The sequence below is a fragment of the Rahnella sp. RFA10(1/100) genome (genome assembly GCF_004195115.1).
GTDB lineage: Bacteria > Pseudomonadota > Gammaproteobacteria > Enterobacterales > Enterobacteriaceae > Rahnella > Rahnella perminowiae.
This window is the reverse complement of record NZ_SEWR01000003.1, coordinates 352,573-374,902: the sequence shown is the minus strand read 5'-3', so window position 1 is coordinate 374,902 and position 22,330 is coordinate 352,573. Positions and strand designations below refer to the sequence as shown.

Below are 22,330 nucleotides of genomic sequence, written 5' to 3'. Positions count from 1 at the left end.
TAATGATTGCCTTGTCTAAACCAAAAAACGCAGCTGTTTAACCTTTCTGGTTGTGGTGTTACCTGCTTGCTGCCCGTCATTGTTTAACAGCGCTACTGATGTTTTATGTTGATGTGCTTCAGGAGGGGAAACCGCCGGCGCGTTTTCTGCTTTTTGAACAGGCTGACGCACGGGGTTTCCCGCGTAGTGCCAGCAACACCACCAGCGCACAGAACAGCGTAATCGCCATCAGACACAACAGTAAGGGATGCAGTGAGGCGGCATAAAGCTGCTGTAGCTGCGGCGTACTGGCCTGCGGGATAAGCTGCTGTGTCACGGAAAGATTACCGGTCGCCAGACGTTGCGCCGCCTGGCTGATAGTTTCTGAGCTGATCGCATCACTGCTGAAATGCGCTGCCAGTGCGTTGCGGGTTAACGCCGACACAATAGCACTGACAATCGCCAGTGAGATGCCTTCTCCCGCCACGCGTGTGGTGCTGAAAATACCTGTTGCCATGCCCGCACGTTCCGTTGGCACGACGCTCACCGACAAGCCATCCATCAGCCCCCACGGCAAACCGGTACCGATGCCGATAACCACCATTGGCGCAATCATGCCTGTCAGATTCTGTGCCAGCACAGCCTGACTGAGCCAGCCCAAACCGGCGGCGGCAATCACTAACCCTGATGTGCATAATACCCCCGCAGAAATCCAGCGCGTCAGCCATGCCGCCAGCATCGGTACAATCAGCATCGGCAGTGAAAGCGCCATCATCATCAGCCCGGCGCGTTCTTCACTCAGACCCGTAACGCCGATAAATAGCATCGGCAAGACCACCAGCAGCACCACAAAACAAAAACCGGTCGCCAGCGGCAATGCCTGTACACCGATAAAACGGATGTAGCGGAAAAGCGATAAATCCAGCATCGGTTTTTTCACCCGTAATTCAATGACCACAAATACTGCGAGTAGCAGTGCCGCGCCACCCAGTTGAGAAAGTACTCGCGTGCTGTGCAGTCCGGATTGGGGAATATCCATCAGCGCCCAGGTCAGTAACGCCAGCATGGCGGTGAAGGAAAGGGTGCCCGGCCAGTCAATGCCGGATGCCTGCGGATTACGCGTTTCGCGCATTTTGGCTGCGCCGGTGATGAGAGAAAGAGCCGCAATAACTGTCGCGGAGAGAAACACCGAACGCCAGCCGAAATGCGCGATCAGCACGCCCGCAAGGAACGGGCCGAAAGCCAGTCCGACGCCAAAACTGCTGCCCATCAGGCTGAAGGCCCGGGTACGTGCTGTGCCATCGAATTCCTGCGCCAGTGCTGCACCACCCCCTGCCAGCGCACCGGCAGCCGCAATACCCTGCGCGGCGCGCAGTAAATCAATCGCCAGCACACTGCTGCTGAAAGCCTGCAATAAGGATAAAAGTGCAAACAGCGAGACGCCGCTGACGAACACTTTTTTGCGCCCCAGTTCATCGGCCAGCGCCCCGGCGGCCATCAGAAAACAGCCGAAAGTAAGCATAAACGCATTGGTTATCCAGCTCAGCGCCTGCGCGCTGCCGCCGAGTTCACGGGCGATCGCGGGCGTTGCCACCGCGCCGCTGACAAAGTTGAGCGGTAAAATCACTGCCGCCAGACATACGGTAAACAGAACGCGCAGGCTGCCCGCCGGGGGGGTTGTTGAGGGATGCATGGGTTTCTCCAACGAATTAGGGTTAGCGATGATGATAAAATGTCGGTAATGTGACGGAAACAGGCCGTCAGTCCGATGATTGCGGACTAAAACGCTCGTATAAACGGGAGTCAATATGGAAAACCTCAACGGCCTGCTGGCGTTTGTCCGCGCGGCGCAAAGTCAGAGTTTCGCCGCAGCGGCAGAGCGGATGGGCATTTCGGCCTCGGCGGTCGGGAAAAGTGTGGCACGGCTTGAGGAAAAACTCAGCGTACGGCTGTTCAACCGCAGTACGCGGCGCATCAGCCTGACCGATGAAGGTCAGTTGTTTTTTGAGCGCTGTCAGAATATCGTCACGCAACTGGAAGACGCCGAGCAGGAACTGGTACGGATTTCCGCCGTGCCACGCGGTAAATTACGTATCACCGCGCCTGCTATTGGTTACCGCATGTTGTTGCCGCATTTGCCGGAATTTCGCCAGCGTTATCCCGACGTTGAGCTGGATCTGGATTTCAGTGACCGTATGGTGGACGTTATTGATGAAGGATTTGATATCGCCATCCGCAGCGGGGAACTGAACAGTTCGCAGATGATGTCGCGCCGTCTCGGGCCATTCCGTTTTGCCATTGTCGGTGCTCCGCAATATTTTGCCGCGCATCCTGCGCCGCTTACACCTGACGACCTTTATCAACATGCTTGCCTTCGCTACCGGTTTCCGGGCAACGGACAATGGCAGGAATGGGAAATGACCAGCCCGACGCCGCCGGAACTGCCGCTGGCGCTAAGCAGCAATAATCTGGAGTCGATACTGCAGGCGACGGTGCAGGGATTAGGGCTGGCGTATGTACCGGAATTTATCGTGCGGCCGTATCTGGCATCCGGTGAACTGATTTCGGTACTGCCCGCCTATCTGAAAGAAGGTGGGAAGTTTTCGGTAGTCTGGCCAAGCAGCCGCCATATGCTACCGAAAGTACGGGTTTTTATCGATTTCCTGACCGAAAAGCAGGTGCTGGGCTGATCAGTTTCTCTCTCATTGTTTATCCAGCCATTTGCCCATTTCGCCCAGGGCTTCATCAAGGTTTTCACGCCCGAAACCGATACGCAGGAAATCTTCAGATACGGCATTGAGTGCTGAGCCGTAGACCACCGAAGGAATGACCATCACTCCCGCCTGTTGCACCAGTTGCGTAGCAAAAGCTTCTGCGCCTTCCGCGCCGGTATAGCGCACAAACGTCAGCACCCCGGCTTTCGGCAATGATAACTGAAACAAGTGCGGATACCGCGCCAGAAACGCGGTCAGTGAGGCGAGCCGGCGGCGCGAACGTTCCATCACCCGTTCGAGGATCGGAATACGGGCATTGAGTGCTATCGTCGTGAGCACTTCGCCAGGCATGGAATTACAGATCGACAGATACTGCTTCATACGTTCCAGTTCCAGCATCCACGTTTTATCCTGACAGGCTACCCAGCCGATGCGCAGCCCCGGCAAACCGTACGCTTTTGAGGTCACGTTCAGCGAAATACCCCGTTCATAAATATCGGCGAGTTGCGGCAGGCGGTCAGCCGGATCAAACTCTGTCAGCCGGTACACTTCATCCGAAAAAATCCAGATCCCGCGTTCGCGGCACAGGTCGATCAGTTCATCAAGCTGCGCACGGCTTATCAGCGCGCCGGTCGGGTTATGCGGAAAGTTAATGACCAGCACTTTGGTATTAGGGCGCAATGCATCACGGATTTTGCCGGTATCCAGCGCCCAGTCATTATCTGCATCCAGCGCCACGCCGCTGACATCGCACAGCGATAACGGCACACTTTCCAGCGACTGATAATTCGGGGTAATCACCACGGCGTGATCGCCGGATTTGAGCAGCATCTGGAAACTGGCGTAAATCGCTTCGTCTGCACCGGCAAAACTGATGATGTCCTGCGCGGTAATTTTTTGATAGGTCGAGGCGATAGCATCAAGCAGTGCCGGTGTCCCGCGTAACGGCGGATAATCCAGCATCGTCTGCATGAACGGGGCGCGGTGTTCTTTCCCTGCCAGTTCAAAGAGCGTATCGAGGTCCATTGATTCAGGATAGGAAGAGGACAGCGGAAAACGCACCGCATGTTCGAGGCGCGAGAGGTAACTGATCAGACGAAAATCTTCAGGAAAAGACATGGCGTACCTGCTAATGAAAAATCAAAGCGTTAGTTAATGAAAAATCAAAACATCAGCGGCGCTGGCCTTGCGCAAAACGGCGCTCAAGGCGGCTTTGCAGCAGTTCTAACACAATCGACATAATCCAGTATATCGCGGCTGCGGTCGCCAGCATTTCCATATACCGGTAGGTGCTGCGCCCGTAAGATTGTGCCAGAAAGTTCAGTTCCCACAGCCCCATCAGCGAGACCAGCGAGGAATCTTTCAGCATCGAAATAAATATCGAACCGGCGGGCGGGATAATGATGCGCAGCGCCTGAGGAGCGGTGACGTGCACCGCAACCGTCCAGCGTGATACGCCGAGCGCCAGCGCGGCTTCCTGCTGACCGCGCGGGACCGAAAGTACGCCGCTGCGGATGGTTTCCGCCAGGTAGGCACCGTAGTTCATCGACAAAGCGATAATGCCTGAGCTGAGCGCGCCGAGCACAATGCCCGCCTGCGGCAGCGCCAGATAGATAATCAGCACCTGCACCAGCAGCGGCGTACCGCGAAACAGCGAGGCATAAAACGTCGCGCAACCAAACGCCAGCGCATTTTCAGACATCCGTCCGAGCGCGGTAACCAGCCCGATCAACAGACAGAAAAACATTGAGCAGGCAGTGATCATAATGGTCAGCGCTGCCCCCTGAATGAAGCCGTCCGGTGACAGGCGCAGGCCAAGCAGGAACGGCAGTTTCTGGCTAATCAGGCTCCAGTCGAGGCCCATTTTGCTGAACGTGCCGAGCAGCAGGCTGAGCAAAATCAGCCACGTCAGCCCGGTTTTAAATTTAAACGCGTGTGCGTGGTGCCAGCGTTCCGGCGTTTCCACTTTCGGCTGGCTGTCCGGGATTTGTGGCATTACGGTACCTCGTGGGTAATATCTTCACCCAGCCAGTGCTGAGAGATTTTGGCCAGTGTGCCATCGTCGCGCAGCGATTTGATGGTATCGGCCACTTTCTTATCCCATTCCGGATCGCCTTTGTCGGTGGCTACCCAGTTCGGTTCCGCATAAAGCTCGGTGACAATTTTAAACACCGGCGCGCGTTTGATACGGGCATTCGCGGTGGCTAAATCGGATACCACGCCGTCAAGACGCACACCGGGCCCGAGCGCCAGATTCTGGAACGCCACTTCTTCGTCGCTTGGGATCACCTGTACGTTATCGAACGGGAATGCGAGGGGTTTGCTGCCTGGGATCACCAGCGTTTTTTGCAGATACGTTTCGTAAGTCGAACCGATGCCGACGCCAATCTTTTTATTGCTCAGATCAGCCGCCGATTTGATGCGGTCATCTTTCTTATTGACCACTAAGACAGCCGGGGAGTTGTAATACGGTGTCGGGAAATCCAGCACCCTGGCACGTTCGGTGTTTGGCGTCATTGAGCAGATACAGGTATCCCAGCGACCCTGCCATTTTCCGCCGACAATGGTTTCCCAGCCCGGTGCAATGATCTCAAGTTTTACGCCCATCCGCTGTGCCACGGCTTTGGCCACATCAACGTCAAAACCGGCCAGCTGGTTATTATCATCAATAAAACCAAACGGCGGGTAATCGTTAACGATGGCATTACGCAACACACCGGTTTTGGTCACGCGATCCAGCGTCGCACCGGCAAATGAGGCAGCTGAAAACAGGGAGGCGGCAAGCAGAGTCACCACGACAAACGGAGTACGCATAAACAGAGTTTCCTTAAACGTAACCAAATTGAGAGATTATTGTGAAAACCTACACTAAGTTTTAGACGTATAGAAGTCTAAATTAAGCCTTTTCAGACTTACAGTGAACTCTGCGGAAAATCCCCCCAATCACAGTGCATTACTTCAATGCGAAGGTAACTCAGTAATCCCGCCCCGACGTGAGGTTAACTGTAGATGCTGCGGGCACTATCCGGTATGCAGATTTACGCGCAATTTCTTCCAATACCCGGCCGCAGGAGCGTGTTTAAATCGTGTCTCTCCATTGTGCTCAGGGGGCTGACACTAGGTTGACGACATTATTTGGGTCAGCCGTTGCGGCCTGTCAGGTATCCATGGCGGATCGACCTGTTTTATCCGCAAATGACATAATTGAATACAACCCGTTAACTAAGAGAGTCCCGTAATGATGCCGTTTTCAAATGGATTTTTACTCAGCCTGTCGCTGTGTCTGGACATCGGAATGGCTAATATCGCCATGATGACGCTGGCGATGCAGCGGGGTTATTTTCATGGATTCTGGCTGGGCATTGGCACCTGCATCGGCGACTTAATTTACGCCGTACTGGCGCTGGCCGGGATGACGATGTTGCTGCAATACCAGAGCGTGCGCTGGATGTTATGGGTCGGCGGCTCGCTGATGCTGATGTGGTTTACCTACAAAATGATCCGCGCTGCACTGGCGCCTGCCGGGGACCTGGGCACCGGTGACAGCACGCAGTCACGTTCTGTTATCCGTAATTTTGGCCGCGGCATTGTACTGGCGGTGTCTTCACCGACCGCTATTTTATGGTTTGCCGCTGTCGGTGGTGCGCTGATTTCCCGCATGGGGCAGGGAAGCACGGCGAATGCTTCGTGGTTTCTGGGAGGGTTCTTTATTGCGGGTGTGTGCTGGACGATGGTGATTTGTTTCGTCGGCAGCCTGGGCGGAAAAATGCTCGGCACCAAAATGCTGAAATACTCCTATGTCGCTTCAGCAGTGATCTTCTCTTATTTCGCGCTGTATGTGGTCATCACCGGTTATCGGGAATTCATTTTGGTATAAGCGCCGGCGACGCATGAAGTGACAGTGAATAAAGGTGGGGGGTGATCCCCATCATTTTGCGGAATGTATTAATGAAATGGCTTTGATCATAAAAGCCCAACCGTATCGCCACATCCAGCGCATTATTATTTTTACGCAGCTGATTCCGGGCCTCAAGCAAACGCAACTGCATATGGTATTGCAGTGGTGGCATGCCAATGTGCTGGCGGAACAGGCGGACAAAGTGAAACTTACTCAGTCCGCTGATTTGCGCCAGCGTATCGAGATGGATTTTCCGGGTCAGATGGTCACGCATAAAATCCAGCGCCAGCATAACCGGCCGCAAAGATTGTTCCTGCTCTCTGGCGGGTTCTTCCAGCAACGCCCCCAGCAGCCATAACAAATTCTGTTCCTGATCGTCGTCGTTCAGTGTGCGCCGGTAATGGCACAGCGCGGAAAACAGCGCAGGATTGCTGAGCACGCCTTCGGTTAACACCGGCGCACAGTGATCAGAACGCAGATTGTGATCGACCGATACCTGACGCAGTAAAGATTGCGGAATATGTACGCTGAGGAATTCGACTTTGTCGTTGCCAAACAGCGAAGACTGGACGGTGGCCGGATTATAAATCGTAATATCGCCGCCGCGCACCAGTTCGGTTTTCCCGTGCAACCTGATTTCTTCCGTACCGGTCAGATTGGCACTGATGACATATTCATCATGCGTATGGCGGGGGAATGATGAATTGCTCGCTGTCAGATGCGAGTACTCAATGTCGTTAGCCATCGTCCATTCAGAAATAGAAAGAGACACGTTACACTCCGAAAATCTTTGCTGTGCTGAAAAAGGGGCAGCATCGGTTTTTCTTATAACGAACTTATAACACAAGTTGTTAACCACAAAAGCGGGGAAAATTCATCTTTTGCCGGCAAGGTAAACCGGACAGCAGGCATGCACGGAATGTAATCCAAATGTTAATTAAGAGCCGCAGTCGTTATTTTTCCGGACATGCTACCGATATTTTATAACGGCAATAACGGGGAGTTGTTTTTTGTTTTACAGAATAAAAACAATTAACAAAATCACCGTCAGACGACTTTTGGCAATACGTGCTCGTTTTGGCTGACGGTTTTATTTATTGGCGGTGTTTATTCTTATGCGGCTTGTAAATTCAATACTTAATAAGGCAAAATATGCGCCCCGCAAAACGGGGATGATCCGTTACTGGCTCATTGATACACGCATTCTTCATACCAGAAAACATTCAAATACCAGAGGCCGGGCTAAGTACCGGATAGATATTTACTTTCAGATACCGACAGTCTTGTCGCAAGGAAACATCAATGGTGCAGCACTCTCAATATGCCGCGTTCTCCGTCATGGGAAATCAACATCATGTCGGATAATGCCGTGACAGGTACCACTTCCCGCGTGGAATTACGTAAAACGCTTACGCTGATTCCGGTTGTTATGATAGGCCTGGCCTATATGCAGCCCATGACATTGTTCGATACGTTCGGTATTGTCTCCGGCCTGACGGACGGCCATGTGCCAACGGCGTATGCTTTTGCGCTGATCGCTGTGCTGTTCACCGCGCTCAGTTACGGCAAGCTGGTGCGCCGCTATCCTTCCGCCGGTTCTGCGTATACTTACGCGCAAAAAGCCATCCATCCGGTGGTCGGTTTTATGGTCGGCTGGTCGTCGCTGCTCGATTACTTATTCGCACCAATGATCAATATCCTGCTGGCGAAAATCTATTTTGAAGCGCTGGTCCCGTCAGTGCCGTCGTGGATATTTGTCGTTGTGCTGGTCGGTTTTATGACGCTGTCGAATTTACGCAGCATTAAAACGGTCGCCAATATTAATACGCTGGTGGTTGTCTTGCAGATAGTGCTGATCACGGTGATCACCGGCATGGTGATTTATGGCGTGGGTCACGGCACCGGCTATGGCACGCTGGCCAGTACCCAACCCTTCTGGGGCGAAAATGCGCATACCGTGCCGATGATTACCGGTGCCACCATTTTGTGTTTCTCCTTCACCGGTTTTGATGGCATCAGTAACTTATCGGAAGAAACTAAAGATGCCGAGCGCGTGATCCCGCGGGCGATATTCCTGACGGCATTAATCGGCGGCGTAATCTTTATTGCGGCGACCTATTTTCTGCAACTCTATTTCCCGGATATCTCCAGCTTCAAAGATCCGGACGCTTCACAGCCGGAAATCATGTTGCAGGTGGCAGGCAGGGCGTTCCAGTTTGGTGCGCTGATTTTCTCCAGCATCACCGTGCTGGCCTCCGGTATGGCGGCACACGCGGGCGTTTCGCGCCTGATGTATGTAATGGGCCGCGACGGCGTGTTTCCGAAACGATTTTTCGGCTATATCCATCCGACATGGCGCACCCCGTCTTTCAACGTGTTGCTGGTTGGTGCCATTGCTTTGATGGCGATTAATTTCGATCTGGTCACGGCGACAGCGCTGATTAACTTCGGTGCGCTGGTGGCTTTTACCTTCGTCAACCTGTCGGTCATTTCGCAGTTCTGGATCCGCGAGAAGCGCAACAAAAGCGTTATGGATCATATCCAGTATCTGCTTCTGCCGTTGTGTGGTGCGCTGACTGTCGGCGCCTTGTGGGTGAATCTTGAAGAAGGATCGATGGTGCTGGGGCTTATCTGGGGGGCAATCGGCTTTATCTATCTGGCCTGTATGACCAAAAGTTTCCGCAATCCGGTACCGCAATACGAAGACGTGGCGTAACTCATCACCGATGTGAAAAATGGCTTCTGCGGAAGCCATTTTTGTTTCTGCTACGCCATACCGAGCCCGCGCATCAGCGCCGTGACGGCGGCTGCCGCGACAATAATCACCATCAGCGGCGCTTTTCTCCAGGCTAAAAACAGCGCCACACCGACGCCAATAATCCGCGCGTATCCGGCAAAATGCTGGCCTTCAAACAGGGCTGACGTGGCCGCGACCGCCAGCAGTAAGGTGGTCGCCGCATCCGATAACATTGTCTGCGTGGCGGGGGAAAAATTAAGGCGCGAACCCAGCCGGTAACCGGCCACGCGCATCAGAAATGTTCCGGCGGCGAGCACCGCAATTCCCGCCACCATCAGGCTGTGTGAGGTCATTTTCGGTTCCTCCACGCCAGCAATCCGAGCAGTGAAAACAGCACCGGCATACCGGCCGGAACAAAAGGCACCGCAGCTACCGCAATGATGGCACCGCCAGTGGCAGGAGTACGCGTTCTCCGGCTGCGCAGCGACGGGAAAATCAACCCCAGTAAAATGGCCGGGAATACGGCATCAAGGCCGATGGCTTTGATATCCGGAATAAACTGCCCGATATAAGCCCCGGCTATCACGCTGACCGGCCAGAACAAGGCGATGCCTGCGCCGCATAACCAGTAAGCCGTTTTACGCTTTTCAGGGGTAGATTGTGAGATGCCAAATACCACACTTTCATCGTTCATGATGTGACAACCCAGCCAGCTCATAGCTTTGCTGCCCACCAGATCCTTCACCGCAATCCCGAACGGTAAATGGCGTGCATTGACCAGTAATCCGGCCGCCGCTGCCGCAAACGGGCTGCCACCCCCGCCGACAATGGCGATAAACAGAAACTCTGATGCCCCCGCCAGCACCAGCAGTGAAAGCATCAGCGGTACCCACAGCGGGAAACCGCCTGCGACCGCCAGCGACCCATAAGAAATCCCCACCAGGCCATCGGCCAGGCACACCAGAAAGATGGCTTTAATCACATCATTTCCCAGCGGTGAAAAGAAACGCGTACGCATAATTCAATCCCATAACGAACAAGTCTCTATTATAATGAACGCATCTGCATCGTTCTTCAAGTCGAACGATCGTTCGTTATAATGATCAGGGTAAGTTTATGCCACAACCTATTAGCGTTATTTCGAAGGGACTGGTTCGCGAGCGCCAGCGGGCCGGGCTGTCACTGGCGGAAGTTGCCCGCCGTGCGGGTATCGCCAAATCGACACTTTCGCAGCTTGAAGCGGGCAACGGTAATCCGAGCCTGGAAACGTTGTGGGCGCTGTGTGTGGCGCTGAATATTCCTTTTGCGCGCCTGATGGAGCCGGAAGTGAATAAAATGCAGGTGATCCGCCGGGGTGAAGGTCCTGCGGTGGTGGCCGAACTGGCGGATTATAAAGCAGTATTACTCGCGACCTGTCCGCCCGCTGCGCACCGGGATATTTATCTGCTGACCACCCAGCCGGGAGCCGACCGTATTTCCAGCCCGCATCCGCAGGGTTCGGTGGAACACATTATTATCACCCAGGGGCGCGCCCTGGTCGGGCTGGTGGATTCACCGGTAGAACTGAATGCCGGAGATTACATTTCCTATCCTGCCGACGTTGAACATATCTTTCGCGCGCTGGAGCCTGACACCATGGCGGTGCTGGTATCAGAGCAGAGTTGAGGTTTTGTGTTCATGATGGCGTTGTGATCCCGGAAGGTTATGCGACAGACAGGCGCAATGAAGAGTCTGGTTGCTGAGTGATGAATGTCCTGCAATTTACAGGGGTATTATTTATCGCGAAGGGACTACATGGCTGACATGGCTGATATTGCAACGCGCATTGCCGGGATTATTCTTTCCCCTGATGCTGTATATGGCCTTATAAAAGATGGCCACAAATTCATAAAAATTATGGTTCGCATGAGGAATAAACTCAATGCAGCATAATAATTGTGTTATCCGCTTTATCCGGTCATTGCGCTGCATTGCTACTAAGATCATCACCTTCATTATTTTTCACACTTTCGAAGCACTTATTGGCCCGCTGATCGTTGTTGGCTCAATACTCTGCATTATGTTTTTTGAGCCCTGGCCGATGAAGTATGTCTGCATGGGTGTATGGCTGGTGTTCCTCTATTTACTGTCTAAAGCAACAGATAAGCTTACCGGCAGAGATAAGCAGAATAATTAACGCGCTTCTTCGTCACATTGTTTTTAGCAGCGGTCCGGGTAAAGAAGGTGCGTTAATAATTTTTGCGAGACGTCCTGGAAAACCAGCCGGTGTTTCTTGTCGTGGTTTCGTCACCGTTGTATCTTCTCCCCGCACCTGAAAATCAGGTGTCGGGATTGACCTCCTGCCTGACTTTACTGGTGACACATGACGCGTTAGCGTTTATTGTGTCGCGCGTTTTGCTACACCTTTCAATGGTGGGCTGAGCGAGGGCATCGAAAGATGCGCCGGTGTCCAGTAAGGCCGGTAAGGTCAACCTTGTTCAGCTCACCACCAATGAGATTGACCTCTCGGGTAGTGAGTAAAATTTACTTACCGGAGGCTGCCACGATGGCTACGACCCCAACCCAAGTTCATTCTTTAAAAGCCTTTCCTTTTAATGCCGCCACTGATTTCACTGTGCTGGCTGCGCATTGCGAACAATATGCTGAAGCGCTGTTAGAAAGCGACAATCCGCGGCAACGTCGCAATATTTCTGATGCTCTGGCCACGGCATTGAACAGACTGCAATCCGGCTTGCTCAATCCTGTTCCACCTCATCTGATTAACAGCCTGACGGTAGATGCCCTTCCTGCCTCCGCACCCCGTTTTGAGCCTGATTCTGAACAGCTGGCCGAATACTGTCTCACCCTGACGCAGATTTTGATAAACCGTGAGGTCACCGATCAGTCCGAAAAATCCCTGACCGGGCTTCTTTATGATCTGGTCAGTTACTTCGCTGCGGATTTACAGGCACCCCGGTACCTGAGAACGGCGCAGGGTCCGGAGGAACTGGCATGAAAAATCAAGACTGGCACCAGGCCGACATTATTGCTTCGCTTAGAAAACGAAAGACAACGCTTGCCGCCGTTTCGCGTGCCGCCGGACTTGCCTCATCAACGCTGACGAATGCCCTGACGCGTCCGTGGCCGAAAGGGGAAAAGCTGATCGCAGAGGCAATGGGTATTCCGCCAGAAAAAATCTGGCCGAGCCGGTATTTTGATGCAGCCGGTCGTCCGGTAGAAAGGAAAATTCGACAAGTAAAAGGAGAAATGCCGGATGGTTAATCCCGATATCAAAAACGTCATTGGCTTCTTCGGCACGCTATTATCCGTCAGTCTCATTTGCCGTCGGTGCGGGAAATGTGACCCGAAAAATTTTAGCGGTATGGTTGGATAGGTGTAAACAAGCCGTCCTTTTATCGAGCATCTGTATGCCCAAAAACATCAACCAGCCGGAAGGCTGGTTTTTTATTGGTCATTCGCATCCTTTAATTGCCTGTAAATTCATCATGTTGAAAAGCTTGATTTTTTAATATTTATCCGAGTTATCTGATAGTCACTGGCATTCAAATGTTATGCACCTCAGGCTCCTGCCCGATATTTAGGCCAAAAAAACCATTTATATAAGAATACTCCAAATTTATTTTTACCGTAAAAACATAAAAAAAGTGATTATTTGCCTGAAAATAAAGAGGTAATATGATTAATCTTATGTATTAGGAATTATCTTGGATAAATTGTAGTTTGCCGGGCTGATTAATCGCTATGCATAACTGTGTATAAAAGAGCAATAGGTTAGTTCTTCTGAGTGGTTTTTCAGATAATGACTCAGAAATGAAATATAAATGTTTGGTTTTCGTAAAAAGGTAAAACTGAAATCATACTTAAAATAGTGAAAAATCCTGTTTTAAATCAAAAATGCAGACAGTTAAGTGAAATAACGGAGTTGTTTAATCGAGAGAGATTCTGTCTAAGAATGTTCTTAGATCTGCGAAGTCATTAACACCAAAAGCGTCGTATACGTCACATTTTGGTTTCTGATTAGGAATAAGCATAAGAATCCGCCTAGAAAACAGGCATGCATTTAACGATAAGAAAGTGTAAATCGATCGGTCAAACCTATTGTTAGGTCTTATTATGAGCGAGAAAAACGATTTGAAGAGTTTCGGCTGCGTATTACTCTACGTATAGATACTGAAAAGTTTTAAATATGTTTTAGAGCGGATCTAAACATTCTTTTTTCTTATCTCTTTCTGAGAGTGCTTTATTCTTCCCCGGATTGACGAGGCAGAATTTGAGCGTTTTTAAAACCACATAATTAGGCGGCCCAATGCCTCGGGTAATAATCTGGAGTGAGTGCCAATTTACCAAGTTGGCGTTAAAAGAAATAATCTCCAAGAAGCTGCCTTACGTTGACCATGTCATCTCTTTTGACCAGAGCAATGGGATGAACTTGTTGGCGAGAGATTACTTAATCATCGATCCGTCAGGCGGTGGCTTCCACAGGTGTTATGAGTTTTTAAGAGAAAATCTGAATATATTGGACCCGGAGAGAATTCTGGTTGTGTCTTCAGCCGTGGATATGTTAATGCTCGAACTTTTACTGAAAAAGGAGTTTAAATTCCTCAAGAAGAAGAGTGAATTGTCAGACGTGGAGACATCGGTCGAGCAATTCATCCGGCTTCAGGGCAGTGCGATTAACAAGCAAGAATTCAATTATAATATTACCAAGATGGAAGAAAAAGTTTTGGTGATGATGATGTCTGGTCTGTCTGTCACCAGCATTTCAAATATTCTAAAGCTCAGTGTTAAAACGATAAGTGTGCATAAATGCAACTCACTAAGAAAAATAGGTGTTGATGCCAGCAGCAGTTCAGCTTTGTTCTTTTTGCACAAACATGCAGTGGGAAACAGAATTGTCCGATAAGAAGAAAACATTTTAAGCCAGCCTTGCACAGTGCAGGTAAGCGCGCCAGACGTTGCTATTTTTCAGGGGTAAGAAATGCGATCACTCAAAAGAAGCCATCCCGGCTTCATGTATGAACCCATCGTGTCCGTCTCGGGAGTGATGCTTGGTTTTGAGCTGGTTAAGAAAAGGAATGCAAGGGAAAGCAACGAAAATTCAGTGCATTACGATTTGCCTCTCTCTGCAGAAGAGAAGGTGAAGAGCTTCTTTGAGCAGGTCACAACAGCCTGTGTCAATGAAAGTATCTTTATCGCCAACGGCTTTTTATTGTCGATCAATATTGACTATGAGATTGCGGTGCATATTGCCAACAATCAGGCGATACAAAAGGTTTTACAGCAGCACAAATATATAAGACTTGAGGTGAGTGAGGATTTTCACGAATTCAGTGCCGGACAGGAACGCCCTGTACTTCAGTCTTTAGCGGCATGCTGTCCTCTATGGCTGGATAATTTTGGCGCCGGTGACACCAGCCTTACGCTTGTGATGAGCGAAAAGTTTGAATATATAAAAATCAGTAAGGTCTTTTTTTGGCAACACCAGGGAACTCAGTCTCTAAGAAAAGTGATCCGCCATCTCCGCCCGTATTGCGGGGGCGTTATTATCAATGGTGTCGAGAATTCGCAGCATATTGAGTACTTAAGCGGCAGTGATATTCTTGCTATGCAAGGTACATTATGGTTGCCATATAGTCAGGATGAATTAGTACAGTCATTTTTTTGAAAAGATTAACTGTTTATAATAACCCCATAATAAGCACGAATAGCTAATTTATGCGGTTATTTTAAAGGTGCGGGGACTTATCGCCTGAAATATTTTGGCGAGGGTAACTTGTGCAAATTACTACCGGAATTATCGTTTGGCAAATTGGTGGCCGTAAACCAGGGGCGGTAGCATAGCTAAAATATATACCGGTGTTAAATTGTACAATAATTATTTTCTGTTGATATACTCAAAGAGCCCATTGCTTATTGGGTGAACAATTCGTCTGTCAATTGAAGAGGAGTAATTATGAGAAAAGCCATGCTTTCTGCTATTGCCCTGATGCTGCTGCCGCTATATTCGCAGACAACATCTGCTGCTGAACTCAGCAAAGGGGAAACAGTGGCGGCAGTGGTCGGTACCGGTGGCGCAATATTAGCCGCAGGCCTGATTGCTGTAGGTAACGATGATAGTAACGGTAACAGCAACACCAATACCTCAACTACCACCACAACCTCACGCTAATAAGTCACTTAATTATAACCACACATCCGTGTGGTTATTTTCCCACATGATAATAAAGATATAGGGAATCACTTGTGCGCTATTCCTTATTGCTCCTCTGCCTCTTATTACAAGCATGTACCCCTTCGCAAAACAGTCTGGTTGATACTTTTAAGGTTACCGTGAAGGGGCCGCAGGATGTCGTGGTGCCACCCGAAAGAATTGCCGCTATTCCTTACGGCAGCATTTATTTAAAACTGCCTACGTCAGCGCAAATCTTTGTGGTTGGTTATCTCCAGGATGGCTTTGAAAAATGGAGTACCGGCGACCAGATTGTCTTTATTACCAGGAATGGTCGCCTGGTACGGTCAACCGGTTATTCGCAAGGCGATCTGCTGGAAGTCACCAATCTGCCCCAGGACCCGTTGCTGCATGCAGCGAGTTTGCATGAGGGGGCGAACTGGACACGCCTGATGCGCTGGACGGAGAACCGGCAACCCTTGTCATCGGTTGTCACATCCCGTTTCAGCCGTCAGGACGACGAAACCCTGACCCTTCCCGGAAGAGTCGTCGCCTGCCAGGTGTGGCGCGAGGATGTCACGCTTCAGGCCACGGGTGACCGCTGGCAAAACACGTTCTGGGTGGATCCGCAGAGCGGATTAGTGCTCAAGAGCAATCAGAGGCTGGGAGCAGATATGCCGGTGAGTATGACATTGCTCAAACCAGCCAATGCGGGGATCCCACCAGCATGAAAATAAAAACACTGTTATTCCTTTTCAGCACCTTGCCGGGGATGGCATTTTCCGCAGGTAACGTGACCGTATATACCGGCGCCTCTCAGGGGCAGCCGGTGCAGACACTCAGCCATATTAAAGATATGCGTCAGATGATGGCGGAGTCTGATCTGATCCGTCATTCCTGGGCACCCGGTACGGTGATTGCTGTGCCTGCCGCAACGTCTGAGGCGCAGCAACAGTATCTGAACATGCAAAACCAGTTGAAAGCCTGGAGTATCACCGAAAGTGGCGATACGCAGCAGACCATTAACCGCGTTATTCAGCAATTGCAGGGGCTGCGGGTTACCGGCCGTCAGTTTACGCCGATGGATGCGGATCTGATCCTGAACAACAATGCCGCGAACCGGCAGTTGCAGGGAGATTATCGCGTTTATACCGCAACGCGTCCCGACAGCATCTGGCTGCTTGGGGCGGTGAGCGGGGCGGGGAAACAGCCGTGGGTTGCGGGACGCACGGTGCGTGAATATCTCGGGGAGCATCAGTTTCTTGCCGGTGCCAATCTGAATGAAGCCGTGGTGATTGATCCCAACGGAACCGTCCGGGTTGCACCGGTCGCTTACTGGAACTATCGCCACGTTGAAGCCCAGCCGGGCAGTATCATTTGGGTCGGTTTTTCTGACTGGACGCTGCCGCGTCAGTATAAAAACCTTAATCAGAACATCGTCTCTGTTTTGGCGCACCGGATCCCTGACTGATGAAACCAAAATATCTTCTCAGCCTGCTCGCTTTGTCCGTGGTGTGTGCTAATACAGCCCGGGCGCAAACTTATAATGAACCTCTTGGTCCTTCGCAATCGGATTTTGGCGGCGCGGGGCTTTTACAAACACCAACGGCGCGGATCCCCAAAGAAGGGGAGTTCAGCGCCAACTACCGTGATAATGACGCGTACCGCTTTTACTCGCTCTCGATGGCGCTGTTTCCCTGGCTGGAAACCACGTTGCGTTATACCGACGTGCGTAACCGGCTTTACAGCAATGATCCGAATTTCAGCGGCGATCAGACTTACAAAGACAAGTCTTTCGATGTGAAATTAAGGCTGTGGGAAGAGGGCTACTACCTGCCACAGGTTGCGTTCGGCAAGCGCGATATCGGCGGCACCGGTTTGTTCGACAGCGAATATCTGGCTGCCAGTAAAGCGGCCGGGCCGTTAGATTTCACGCTGGGGATTGGCTGGGGGTATATCGGTAACAGCGGTAATATCACTAACCCTTTCTGCAAAGCCAGCGATAAATATTGTACCCGTGCTCAAAGCCATTCCACCGGCGATATCTCCCTCAATGATATGTTCCGCGGACCAGCGGGAATATTCGGTGGCGTGGAGTATCAGACTCCCTGGCAGCCGTTGCGCCTGAAAGTGGAATACGATGGCAATAATTACCGCGATGATTTCGCCGGAGCATTAAAACAGAGCAGTAAGATTAATGTCGGTGCCGTTTATCGCCTGGCCAGCTGGATGGATGTCAATGCCAGCTACGAGCGCGGCAATACCTTTATGTTCGGTTTTACCCTGCGCAGTAACATGAACGAGTGGGTACCGCATCAGATTGACGATCCGGTGCCTGACTATCAGCCGCAGCAGCAAAGCGCGGGAATGGTCAATTACAGCGTCGCCACCGGTCAGCTGGCGCAGCTCAAAAGTAACGCCGGGTTTAGCGAACCGCGTATCGACATTCGTGACGATACCCTGAACGTCACGGGGCAGCAGGATAAATATCGCAATACGTCAAAAGGCGTAGACCGTGCCAATCTCATCATGCTGAATAATCTGCCAGCCAATGTCGATACACTGGATGTAACCCAAAACCGCTTTGGTATGCCGATGGTCACCACCCGTACCCGCGTGGCGAGTCTGCGTCAGCAGCAAGAGGGTTATCCGCTGGGCCAGGAGCAATCCCTGAATCAGCAACGGATTGAACCTGTCACTGACGTCGGTCAGGGATTCTTTATCGGCAAAGACCGGTTTAATTACAGCCTGTCGCCGGTATTAAGACAATCCGTCGGCGGCCCTGAAAACTTTTACATGTATCAGGTCGGGGTACTGGCGGATGCCAACTACTGGCTGACAGATCATTTGCTGGTTGATGGTGGTGTGTTCGGCAACATCGCCAATAACTATGATCAGTTCCGCTATGATGGCGTCAGTAATGACTCTTCTCTGCCACGCGTGCGAACGCGTATCCGTGAATACGTCAGCAACGATGTCTATGTGAATAACCTGCAAGCCAACTACTTCCGGTATCTGGGCAACGGCTTCTACGGACAGCTTTATGGCGGCTATCTGGAGATGATGTACGGCGGCGTCGGGGGCGAAGTGCTCTACCGGCCACTCGACTCTGACTGGGCGCTGGGCATTGATGCCAACTACGTTAAACAGCGTGACTGGGACGACATGATGCGTTTCACCGATTACAAAACTGCCACCGGCAACCTGACAGCTTACTGGCGGCCAGCGTTTATGGATGATGTGCTGGTGAAAATGAGCGTCGGGCAATATCTGGCTAAAGACAAAGGCGGCACGTTGGATCTCTCCAAACGCTTTGACAGTGGTGTCACCGTGGGCGCCTATGCGACGCTGACGAATGTCTCGAAACAGGAATACGGGGAAGGCTCCTTTACTAAGGGGTTCTACATCTCTGTTCCGCTGGACTTGCTGACGGTCAAACCAACACGCAGTACGCCAACGGTTAGCTGGACACCGCTAACGCGTGATGGTGGCCAGATGCTGGGCAGGCAGTACGGCTTATACGGTATTACTTCAGACAGAGATACGCCGCAGTTGCCTTAAAGAAAGGTTGTGCCTGACTGGAATAGTCAGGCATCTACAAATGACTTATTTATTTTTTTTCTGATATTACTGCATGTCAGGAGACAGTTAATGAAGTCCATTATTATAAGCCTATTAACCTGATGTCCTCAGGTAATAATTTTTTTCGTTACTTGTTGTGAGGGAAATATGACATTTCTCACCAGAAATTTTTACTCAAGCCTGTTCCTTGCTCTTTCGGATTTTTTCAGTTTTGTTCTGTCGATTTATGTCGCTAAAATATTGTTAAGATTCATGCTCAAAGAGTTTGATGACTATATTCCCGCTGAACATGTCACCGCCCTTGTTTTATTACACTGGACGCTGGCATTTTGCTGTGTTGGCTGGTTCTCCATACGCTTGCGGCATTATTACTATCGCAAAACTTTCTGGTTTGAGCTGAAAGAAATCTTACGTACATTGGTGATTTTTGCCGTCATTGAAATTGCCGTGATGGCTTTCGCCGAGTGGAATTTCTCACGTTATATGTGGATCCTCACCTGGGTGCTGGTGCTGATACTTGTCCCTTGTGCCCGCATGCTGACTAAACACATATTAACGGTTCTGGGGATCTGGCGACGTGATGCGATTATTATCGGCACCGGTAAAAATGCTCATGAGGCCTTCAAAGCGATTCAAAGCGAGAAGAACCTCGGGTTAAATGTCACCGGATTTATATCCAGTGAACCAACAGATAAACCGGGCGACAGTATTAATGGTATCCCGATCATATTCTGCGATGACCTGTGGTTATTAACCCCTTGCGACAAAAAAACGCAGTTTATTGTCGCCGTGGAATCGCATCAGGGTGATATCCGCAATTACTGGCTACGGATGTTTATGATCCACGGCTACCGGTATGTCTCTGTGATCCCGACCCTGCGCGGTATGCCGCTCGACAGCACCGATATGTCGTTTATTTTCAGCCATGAAGTGATGATATTACGTGTTCATCAGAACCTGGCCAAATGGTCATCACGTTTCCTGAAGCGCGCCTTCGATATTGCGGCTTCACTGGGCATTATTGCCATACTCTCTCCGCTGTTGCTGTATATCAGCTACAAAGTCAGGAAAGATGGCGGCCCGGCGATTTATGGTCATGAACGCATTGGTAAAGGCGGGCGTCCTTTTAAATGCCTTAAATTCCGCTCGATGGTCATTAATTCCAAAGAAGTGCTTGAAGAATTGCTGGCAAATAACCCGGAAGCGCGTGCCGAGTGGGATGAGACATTTAAACTGAAAAACGATCCACGTATTACGCGCATCGGACATTTATTGCGTAAAACCAGTATGGATGAGTTGCCGCAGTTATTTAATGTACTAAAAGGAGAAATGAGCCTTGTCGGGCCGAGACCTATTATTAACGCTGAACTGGAGCGATACAGTGATGAGGTAGATTATTACTTACTGAGTAAGCCGGGAATGACCGGATTATGGCAGGTGAGTGGTCGCAGTGATGTGGATTACGAGACCCGCGTCTATCTGGACGCCTGGTATGTAAAAAACTGGTCGATGTGGAATGACATTGCCATTTTATTTAAAACAGTAAGTGTTGTGCTTAGAAAAGACGGTGCTTATTAACAGTTATTTAAATAATGCATCACCCTCATGTATTGGCTGCTAATCATTAGCGTCATGGCCAACATCAATTTCTGTTGAACCACATGATATGGATTTTATGAAAAAAAATACCTTTAAGATTTCTGCATTATTCGGGGCTTTGTTACTGAGCGGATGTACGGTTATTCCAGGGCAATCGTTAAGTACCATGGACAAAGACGTTGTTCAACCTACTGATAGCAATTATGACATTGATAAATTAGTTAACGTTTACCCGATGACACCCGGCCTGATTGATCAGCTGCGCCCTGACACGGTTCAGGCGCGGCCAAATCCTGAGCTGGATATGCAACTGCAAAACTACCAATACCGTATCGGTGTCGGTGATGTCCTGATGGTTACTGTCTGGGATCACCCGGAACTGACCACCCCCGCAGGGCAATACCGCAGCGCCAGCGATACGGGTAACTGGGTCAATGCTGATGGGACCATTTTCTATCCTTACATCGGGAAACTGAAGGTCTCCGGAAAAACCGTGACGGAAGTACGTCAGGACATCAGCAGCCGTCTGGCGACGTATATTGAAAGTCCGCAGGTTGATGTGAGTATTGCGGCCTTCCGTTCTCAGAAAATTTATACCACTGGCGAAGTCGTCAAGTCCGGACAACAGCCCATTACCAATATTCCGCTTACCGTGATTGATGCTATTAACGCCGCTGGGGGCTTAGCGCCAGATGCGGACTGGCGTAACGTCGTGCTCAACCATAACGGCCGGGATACTCAGATTTCACTTCAGGCCCTGATGCAGAAAGGGGACCTCACACAAAACCGCTTGCTTTATCCCGGCGATATTTTGTTCGTGCCACGAAATGACGACCTGAAAGTATTTGTGATGGGCGAAGTCACCAAGCAGAGCACGCTGAAAATGGATCGTAGCGGGATGACGCTCGCTGAGGCATTAGGCAATTCAGAAGGGATTAGCCAAAGTATGTCTGATGCTTCCGGGATATTTGTTATCCGGCCACTGAAGGGAAGCCAGAAAGGTAAGATAGCTAATATCTATCAGCTGAATGCGAAAGATGCTTCTTCTATGGTGATGAGTACGGAATTCCAGCTTCAGCCTTACGATATCGTTTATGTCACCACCGCACCGATAGTTCGCTGGAATCGTATCATTTCGCAGATTGTCCCGACCATTTCGGGAGTGCATGACATGATCGAAAGCACTCGTTACATCAAGCAGTGGAACTAACTATGTTCTCTTCAGTTCTTGTTGTGTGCACCGGCAATATATGTCGTTCGCCAATGGCCGAACGGATCATGAAGCAATATCTTCCCGAAAAGAAGATCCGTTCTGCTGGTCTTATGGCAATGGTCAATCATCCGGCTGATGATACTGCTGTGATTGTCTCTGGGCTCCACGGGGTATCGTTAGAAGGACATAGAGGCACCCAATTCCGGTCTTCGATGACAGGGGAGTATGACCTTATTCTGGTCATGGAAAACAGCCATCTGGAAAAAATCAGCAAAATTTCTCCCCAGGCCAGAGGAAAAATCATGCTTCTTGGGCACTGGTCAGGTCATCGGGAAATTCCGGATCCTTATCGCAAAAGTCAGGAAGCATTCGAATCTGTTTATCAGCTTATCGATCAGGCCTGTCAACGTTGGGCACAGAAGCTCACCGGCTAATCTCT

The 22,330-nt window shown here is 50.6% G+C and carries 24 protein-coding genes; 17 read left to right on the top strand and 7 right to left on the bottom strand.

The features are described 5' to 3' along the window. Positions 1-118: 118 nt before the first annotated feature. Positions 119-1,672, bottom strand: coding sequence for an MFS transporter (locus ETV65_RS12220; protein ID WP_129953111.1), 1,554 nt, complete (start codon positions 1,670-1,672; stop codon positions 119-121). A 115-nt stretch (positions 1,673-1,787) separates the two neighbouring features. On the opposite strand from ETV65_RS12220, the gene ETV65_RS12215 reads away from it, so the two are divergent. Continuing rightward, positions 1,788-2,669, top strand: coding sequence for a LysR substrate-binding domain-containing protein (locus tag ETV65_RS12215; protein ID WP_129953110.1), 882 nt, complete (start codon positions 1,788-1,790; stop codon positions 2,667-2,669). A 12-nt stretch (positions 2,670-2,681) separates the two neighbouring features. On the opposite strand, the gene ETV65_RS12210 is transcribed toward ETV65_RS12215, so the two are convergent. From ETV65_RS12210 to ETV65_RS12200, 3 genes are read right to left on the bottom strand one after another with little or no spacing between them, the layout of a single operon-like run. Continuing rightward, complete coding sequence (locus tag ETV65_RS12210; protein ID WP_129953109.1) at positions 2,682-3,812, bottom strand: pyridoxal phosphate-dependent aminotransferase; 1,131 nt, start codon at positions 3,810-3,812, stop codon at positions 2,682-2,684. A 52-nt stretch (positions 3,813-3,864) separates the two neighbouring features. Next, positions 3,865-4,689 (bottom strand): amino acid ABC transporter permease, encoded by an 825-nt coding sequence (locus tag ETV65_RS12205; RefSeq protein WP_129953108.1) that lies wholly within the window; start codon positions 4,687-4,689, stop codon positions 3,865-3,867. Further along, on the bottom strand, positions 4,689-5,507 hold the full coding sequence (locus ETV65_RS12200; RefSeq protein ID WP_129953107.1) for a transporter substrate-binding domain-containing protein: 819 nt from the start codon (positions 5,505-5,507) through the stop codon (positions 4,689-4,691). Before ETV65_RS12200 ends, ETV65_RS12205 begins: the two co-directional genes overlap by 1 nt. A 424-nt stretch (positions 5,508-5,931) precedes the next feature. On the opposite strand from ETV65_RS12200, the gene ETV65_RS12195 reads away from it, so the two are divergent. Next, positions 5,932-6,570: a LysE family transporter gene (locus tag ETV65_RS12195; RefSeq protein ID WP_129953106.1), complete on the top strand. Its 639-nt coding sequence runs from the start codon at positions 5,932-5,934 to the stop codon at positions 6,568-6,570. Here the strand turns inward: ETV65_RS12195 and ETV65_RS12190 are convergent. Then, positions 6,557-7,363, bottom strand: a complete 807-nt coding sequence (locus ETV65_RS12190; RefSeq protein ID WP_129953105.1) for an AraC family transcriptional regulator — start codon at positions 7,361-7,363, stop codon at positions 6,557-6,559. The two genes, ETV65_RS12195 and ETV65_RS12190, sit on opposite strands and share 14 nt — an antisense overlap. A 582-nt stretch (positions 7,364-7,945) precedes the next feature. On the opposite strand from ETV65_RS12190, the gene ETV65_RS12185 reads away from it, so the two are divergent. Then, positions 7,946-9,307 (top strand): APC family permease, encoded by a 1,362-nt coding sequence (locus tag ETV65_RS12185; RefSeq protein WP_129953323.1) that lies wholly within the window; start codon positions 7,946-7,948, stop codon positions 9,305-9,307. A gap of 50 nt (positions 9,308-9,357) precedes the next feature. Here the strand turns inward: ETV65_RS12185 and ETV65_RS12180 are convergent, their stop codons facing one another. Both ETV65_RS12180 and ETV65_RS12175 read right to left on the bottom strand, forming a co-directional pair. Then, a complete protein-coding gene (locus tag ETV65_RS12180; protein ID WP_129953104.1) occupies positions 9,358-9,681 on the bottom strand; it encodes an AzlD domain-containing protein in 324 nt (107 codons plus the stop codon). Then, entirely contained in the window at positions 9,678-10,346 is a 669-nt protein-coding gene (locus tag ETV65_RS12175) for an AzlC family ABC transporter permease (RefSeq protein WP_129953103.1), read from the bottom strand. The genes ETV65_RS12180 and ETV65_RS12175 overlap by 4 nt, the downstream gene beginning before the upstream one ends. 98 nt (positions 10,347-10,444) lie before the next feature. Between ETV65_RS12175 and ETV65_RS12170 the strand changes: the two genes are divergently transcribed. The 14 genes from ETV65_RS12170 (at position 10,445) to ETV65_RS12110 (ending at position 22,325) form a co-directional block, all read left to right on the top strand. Beyond that, positions 10,445-10,993, top strand: a complete 549-nt coding sequence (locus tag ETV65_RS12170; RefSeq protein WP_129953102.1) for an XRE family transcriptional regulator — start codon at positions 10,445-10,447, stop codon at positions 10,991-10,993. Positions 10,994-11,122: 129 nt separating this feature from the next. Next, the gene (locus ETV65_RS24930) at positions 11,123-11,260 is read left to right on the top strand and encodes a hypothetical protein (protein WP_165383725.1); all 138 of its coding nucleotides are present in this window, start codon (positions 11,123-11,125) and stop codon (positions 11,258-11,260) included. Then, positions 11,250-11,504 (top strand): hypothetical protein, encoded by a 255-nt coding sequence (locus tag ETV65_RS12165; RefSeq protein WP_129953101.1) that lies wholly within the window; start codon positions 11,250-11,252, stop codon positions 11,502-11,504. Before ETV65_RS24930 ends, ETV65_RS12165 begins: the two co-directional genes overlap by 11 nt. 369 nt (positions 11,505-11,873) lie before the next feature. Continuing rightward, on the top strand, positions 11,874-12,323 hold the full coding sequence (locus tag ETV65_RS12160) for a hypothetical protein (RefSeq protein WP_129953100.1): 450 nt from the start codon (positions 11,874-11,876) through the stop codon (positions 12,321-12,323). Next, positions 12,320-12,589 (top strand): helix-turn-helix transcriptional regulator, encoded by a 270-nt coding sequence (locus tag ETV65_RS12155; protein WP_129953099.1) that lies wholly within the window; start codon positions 12,320-12,322, stop codon positions 12,587-12,589. Before ETV65_RS12160 ends, ETV65_RS12155 begins: the two co-directional genes overlap by 4 nt. Positions 12,590-13,634: 1,045 nt before the next feature. Then, the gene (locus tag ETV65_RS12150) at positions 13,635-14,231 is read left to right on the top strand and encodes a helix-turn-helix transcriptional regulator (protein ID WP_129953098.1); all 597 of its coding nucleotides are present in this window, start codon (positions 13,635-13,637) and stop codon (positions 14,229-14,231) included. Between the two features lie 75 nt (positions 14,232-14,306). Then, positions 14,307-14,993, top strand: a complete 687-nt coding sequence (locus tag ETV65_RS12145) for an EAL domain-containing protein (RefSeq protein ID WP_129953097.1) — start codon at positions 14,307-14,309, stop codon at positions 14,991-14,993. 288 nt (positions 14,994-15,281) lie between these two features. Then, a complete protein-coding gene (locus tag ETV65_RS12140) occupies positions 15,282-15,497 on the top strand; it encodes a hypothetical protein (protein ID WP_129953096.1) in 216 nt (71 codons plus the stop codon). A 74-nt stretch (positions 15,498-15,571) separates the two neighbouring features. Beyond that, the gene (locus ETV65_RS12135; protein ID WP_129953095.1) at positions 15,572-16,228 is read left to right on the top strand and encodes a YjbF family lipoprotein; all 657 of its coding nucleotides are present in this window, start codon (positions 15,572-15,574) and stop codon (positions 16,226-16,228) included. Next, entirely contained in the window at positions 16,225-16,968 is a 744-nt protein-coding gene (locus ETV65_RS12130; RefSeq protein WP_129953094.1) for a capsule biosynthesis GfcC family protein, read from the top strand. Before ETV65_RS12135 ends, ETV65_RS12130 begins: the two co-directional genes overlap by 4 nt. Next, positions 16,968-19,058: a YjbH domain-containing protein gene (locus ETV65_RS12125; RefSeq protein ID WP_129953093.1), complete on the top strand. Its 2,091-nt coding sequence runs from the start codon at positions 16,968-16,970 to the stop codon at positions 19,056-19,058. The genes ETV65_RS12130 and ETV65_RS12125 overlap by 1 nt, the downstream gene beginning before the upstream one ends. Positions 19,059-19,226: 168 nt before the next feature. Next, complete coding sequence (gene wbaP / locus ETV65_RS12120) at positions 19,227-20,657, top strand: undecaprenyl-phosphate galactose phosphotransferase WbaP (RefSeq protein WP_129953092.1); 1,431 nt, start codon at positions 19,227-19,229, stop codon at positions 20,655-20,657. A gap of 97 nt (positions 20,658-20,754) precedes the next feature. Beyond that, a complete protein-coding gene (locus ETV65_RS12115; RefSeq protein WP_129953091.1) occupies positions 20,755-21,888 on the top strand; it encodes a polysaccharide export protein in 1,134 nt (377 codons plus the stop codon). A 2-nt stretch (positions 21,889-21,890) separates the two neighbouring features. Further along, the gene (locus tag ETV65_RS12110) at positions 21,891-22,325 is read left to right on the top strand and encodes a low molecular weight phosphotyrosine protein phosphatase (protein WP_129953090.1); all 435 of its coding nucleotides are present in this window, start codon (positions 21,891-21,893) and stop codon (positions 22,323-22,325) included. The last annotated feature ends 5 nt before the right edge of the window (positions 22,326-22,330 follow it).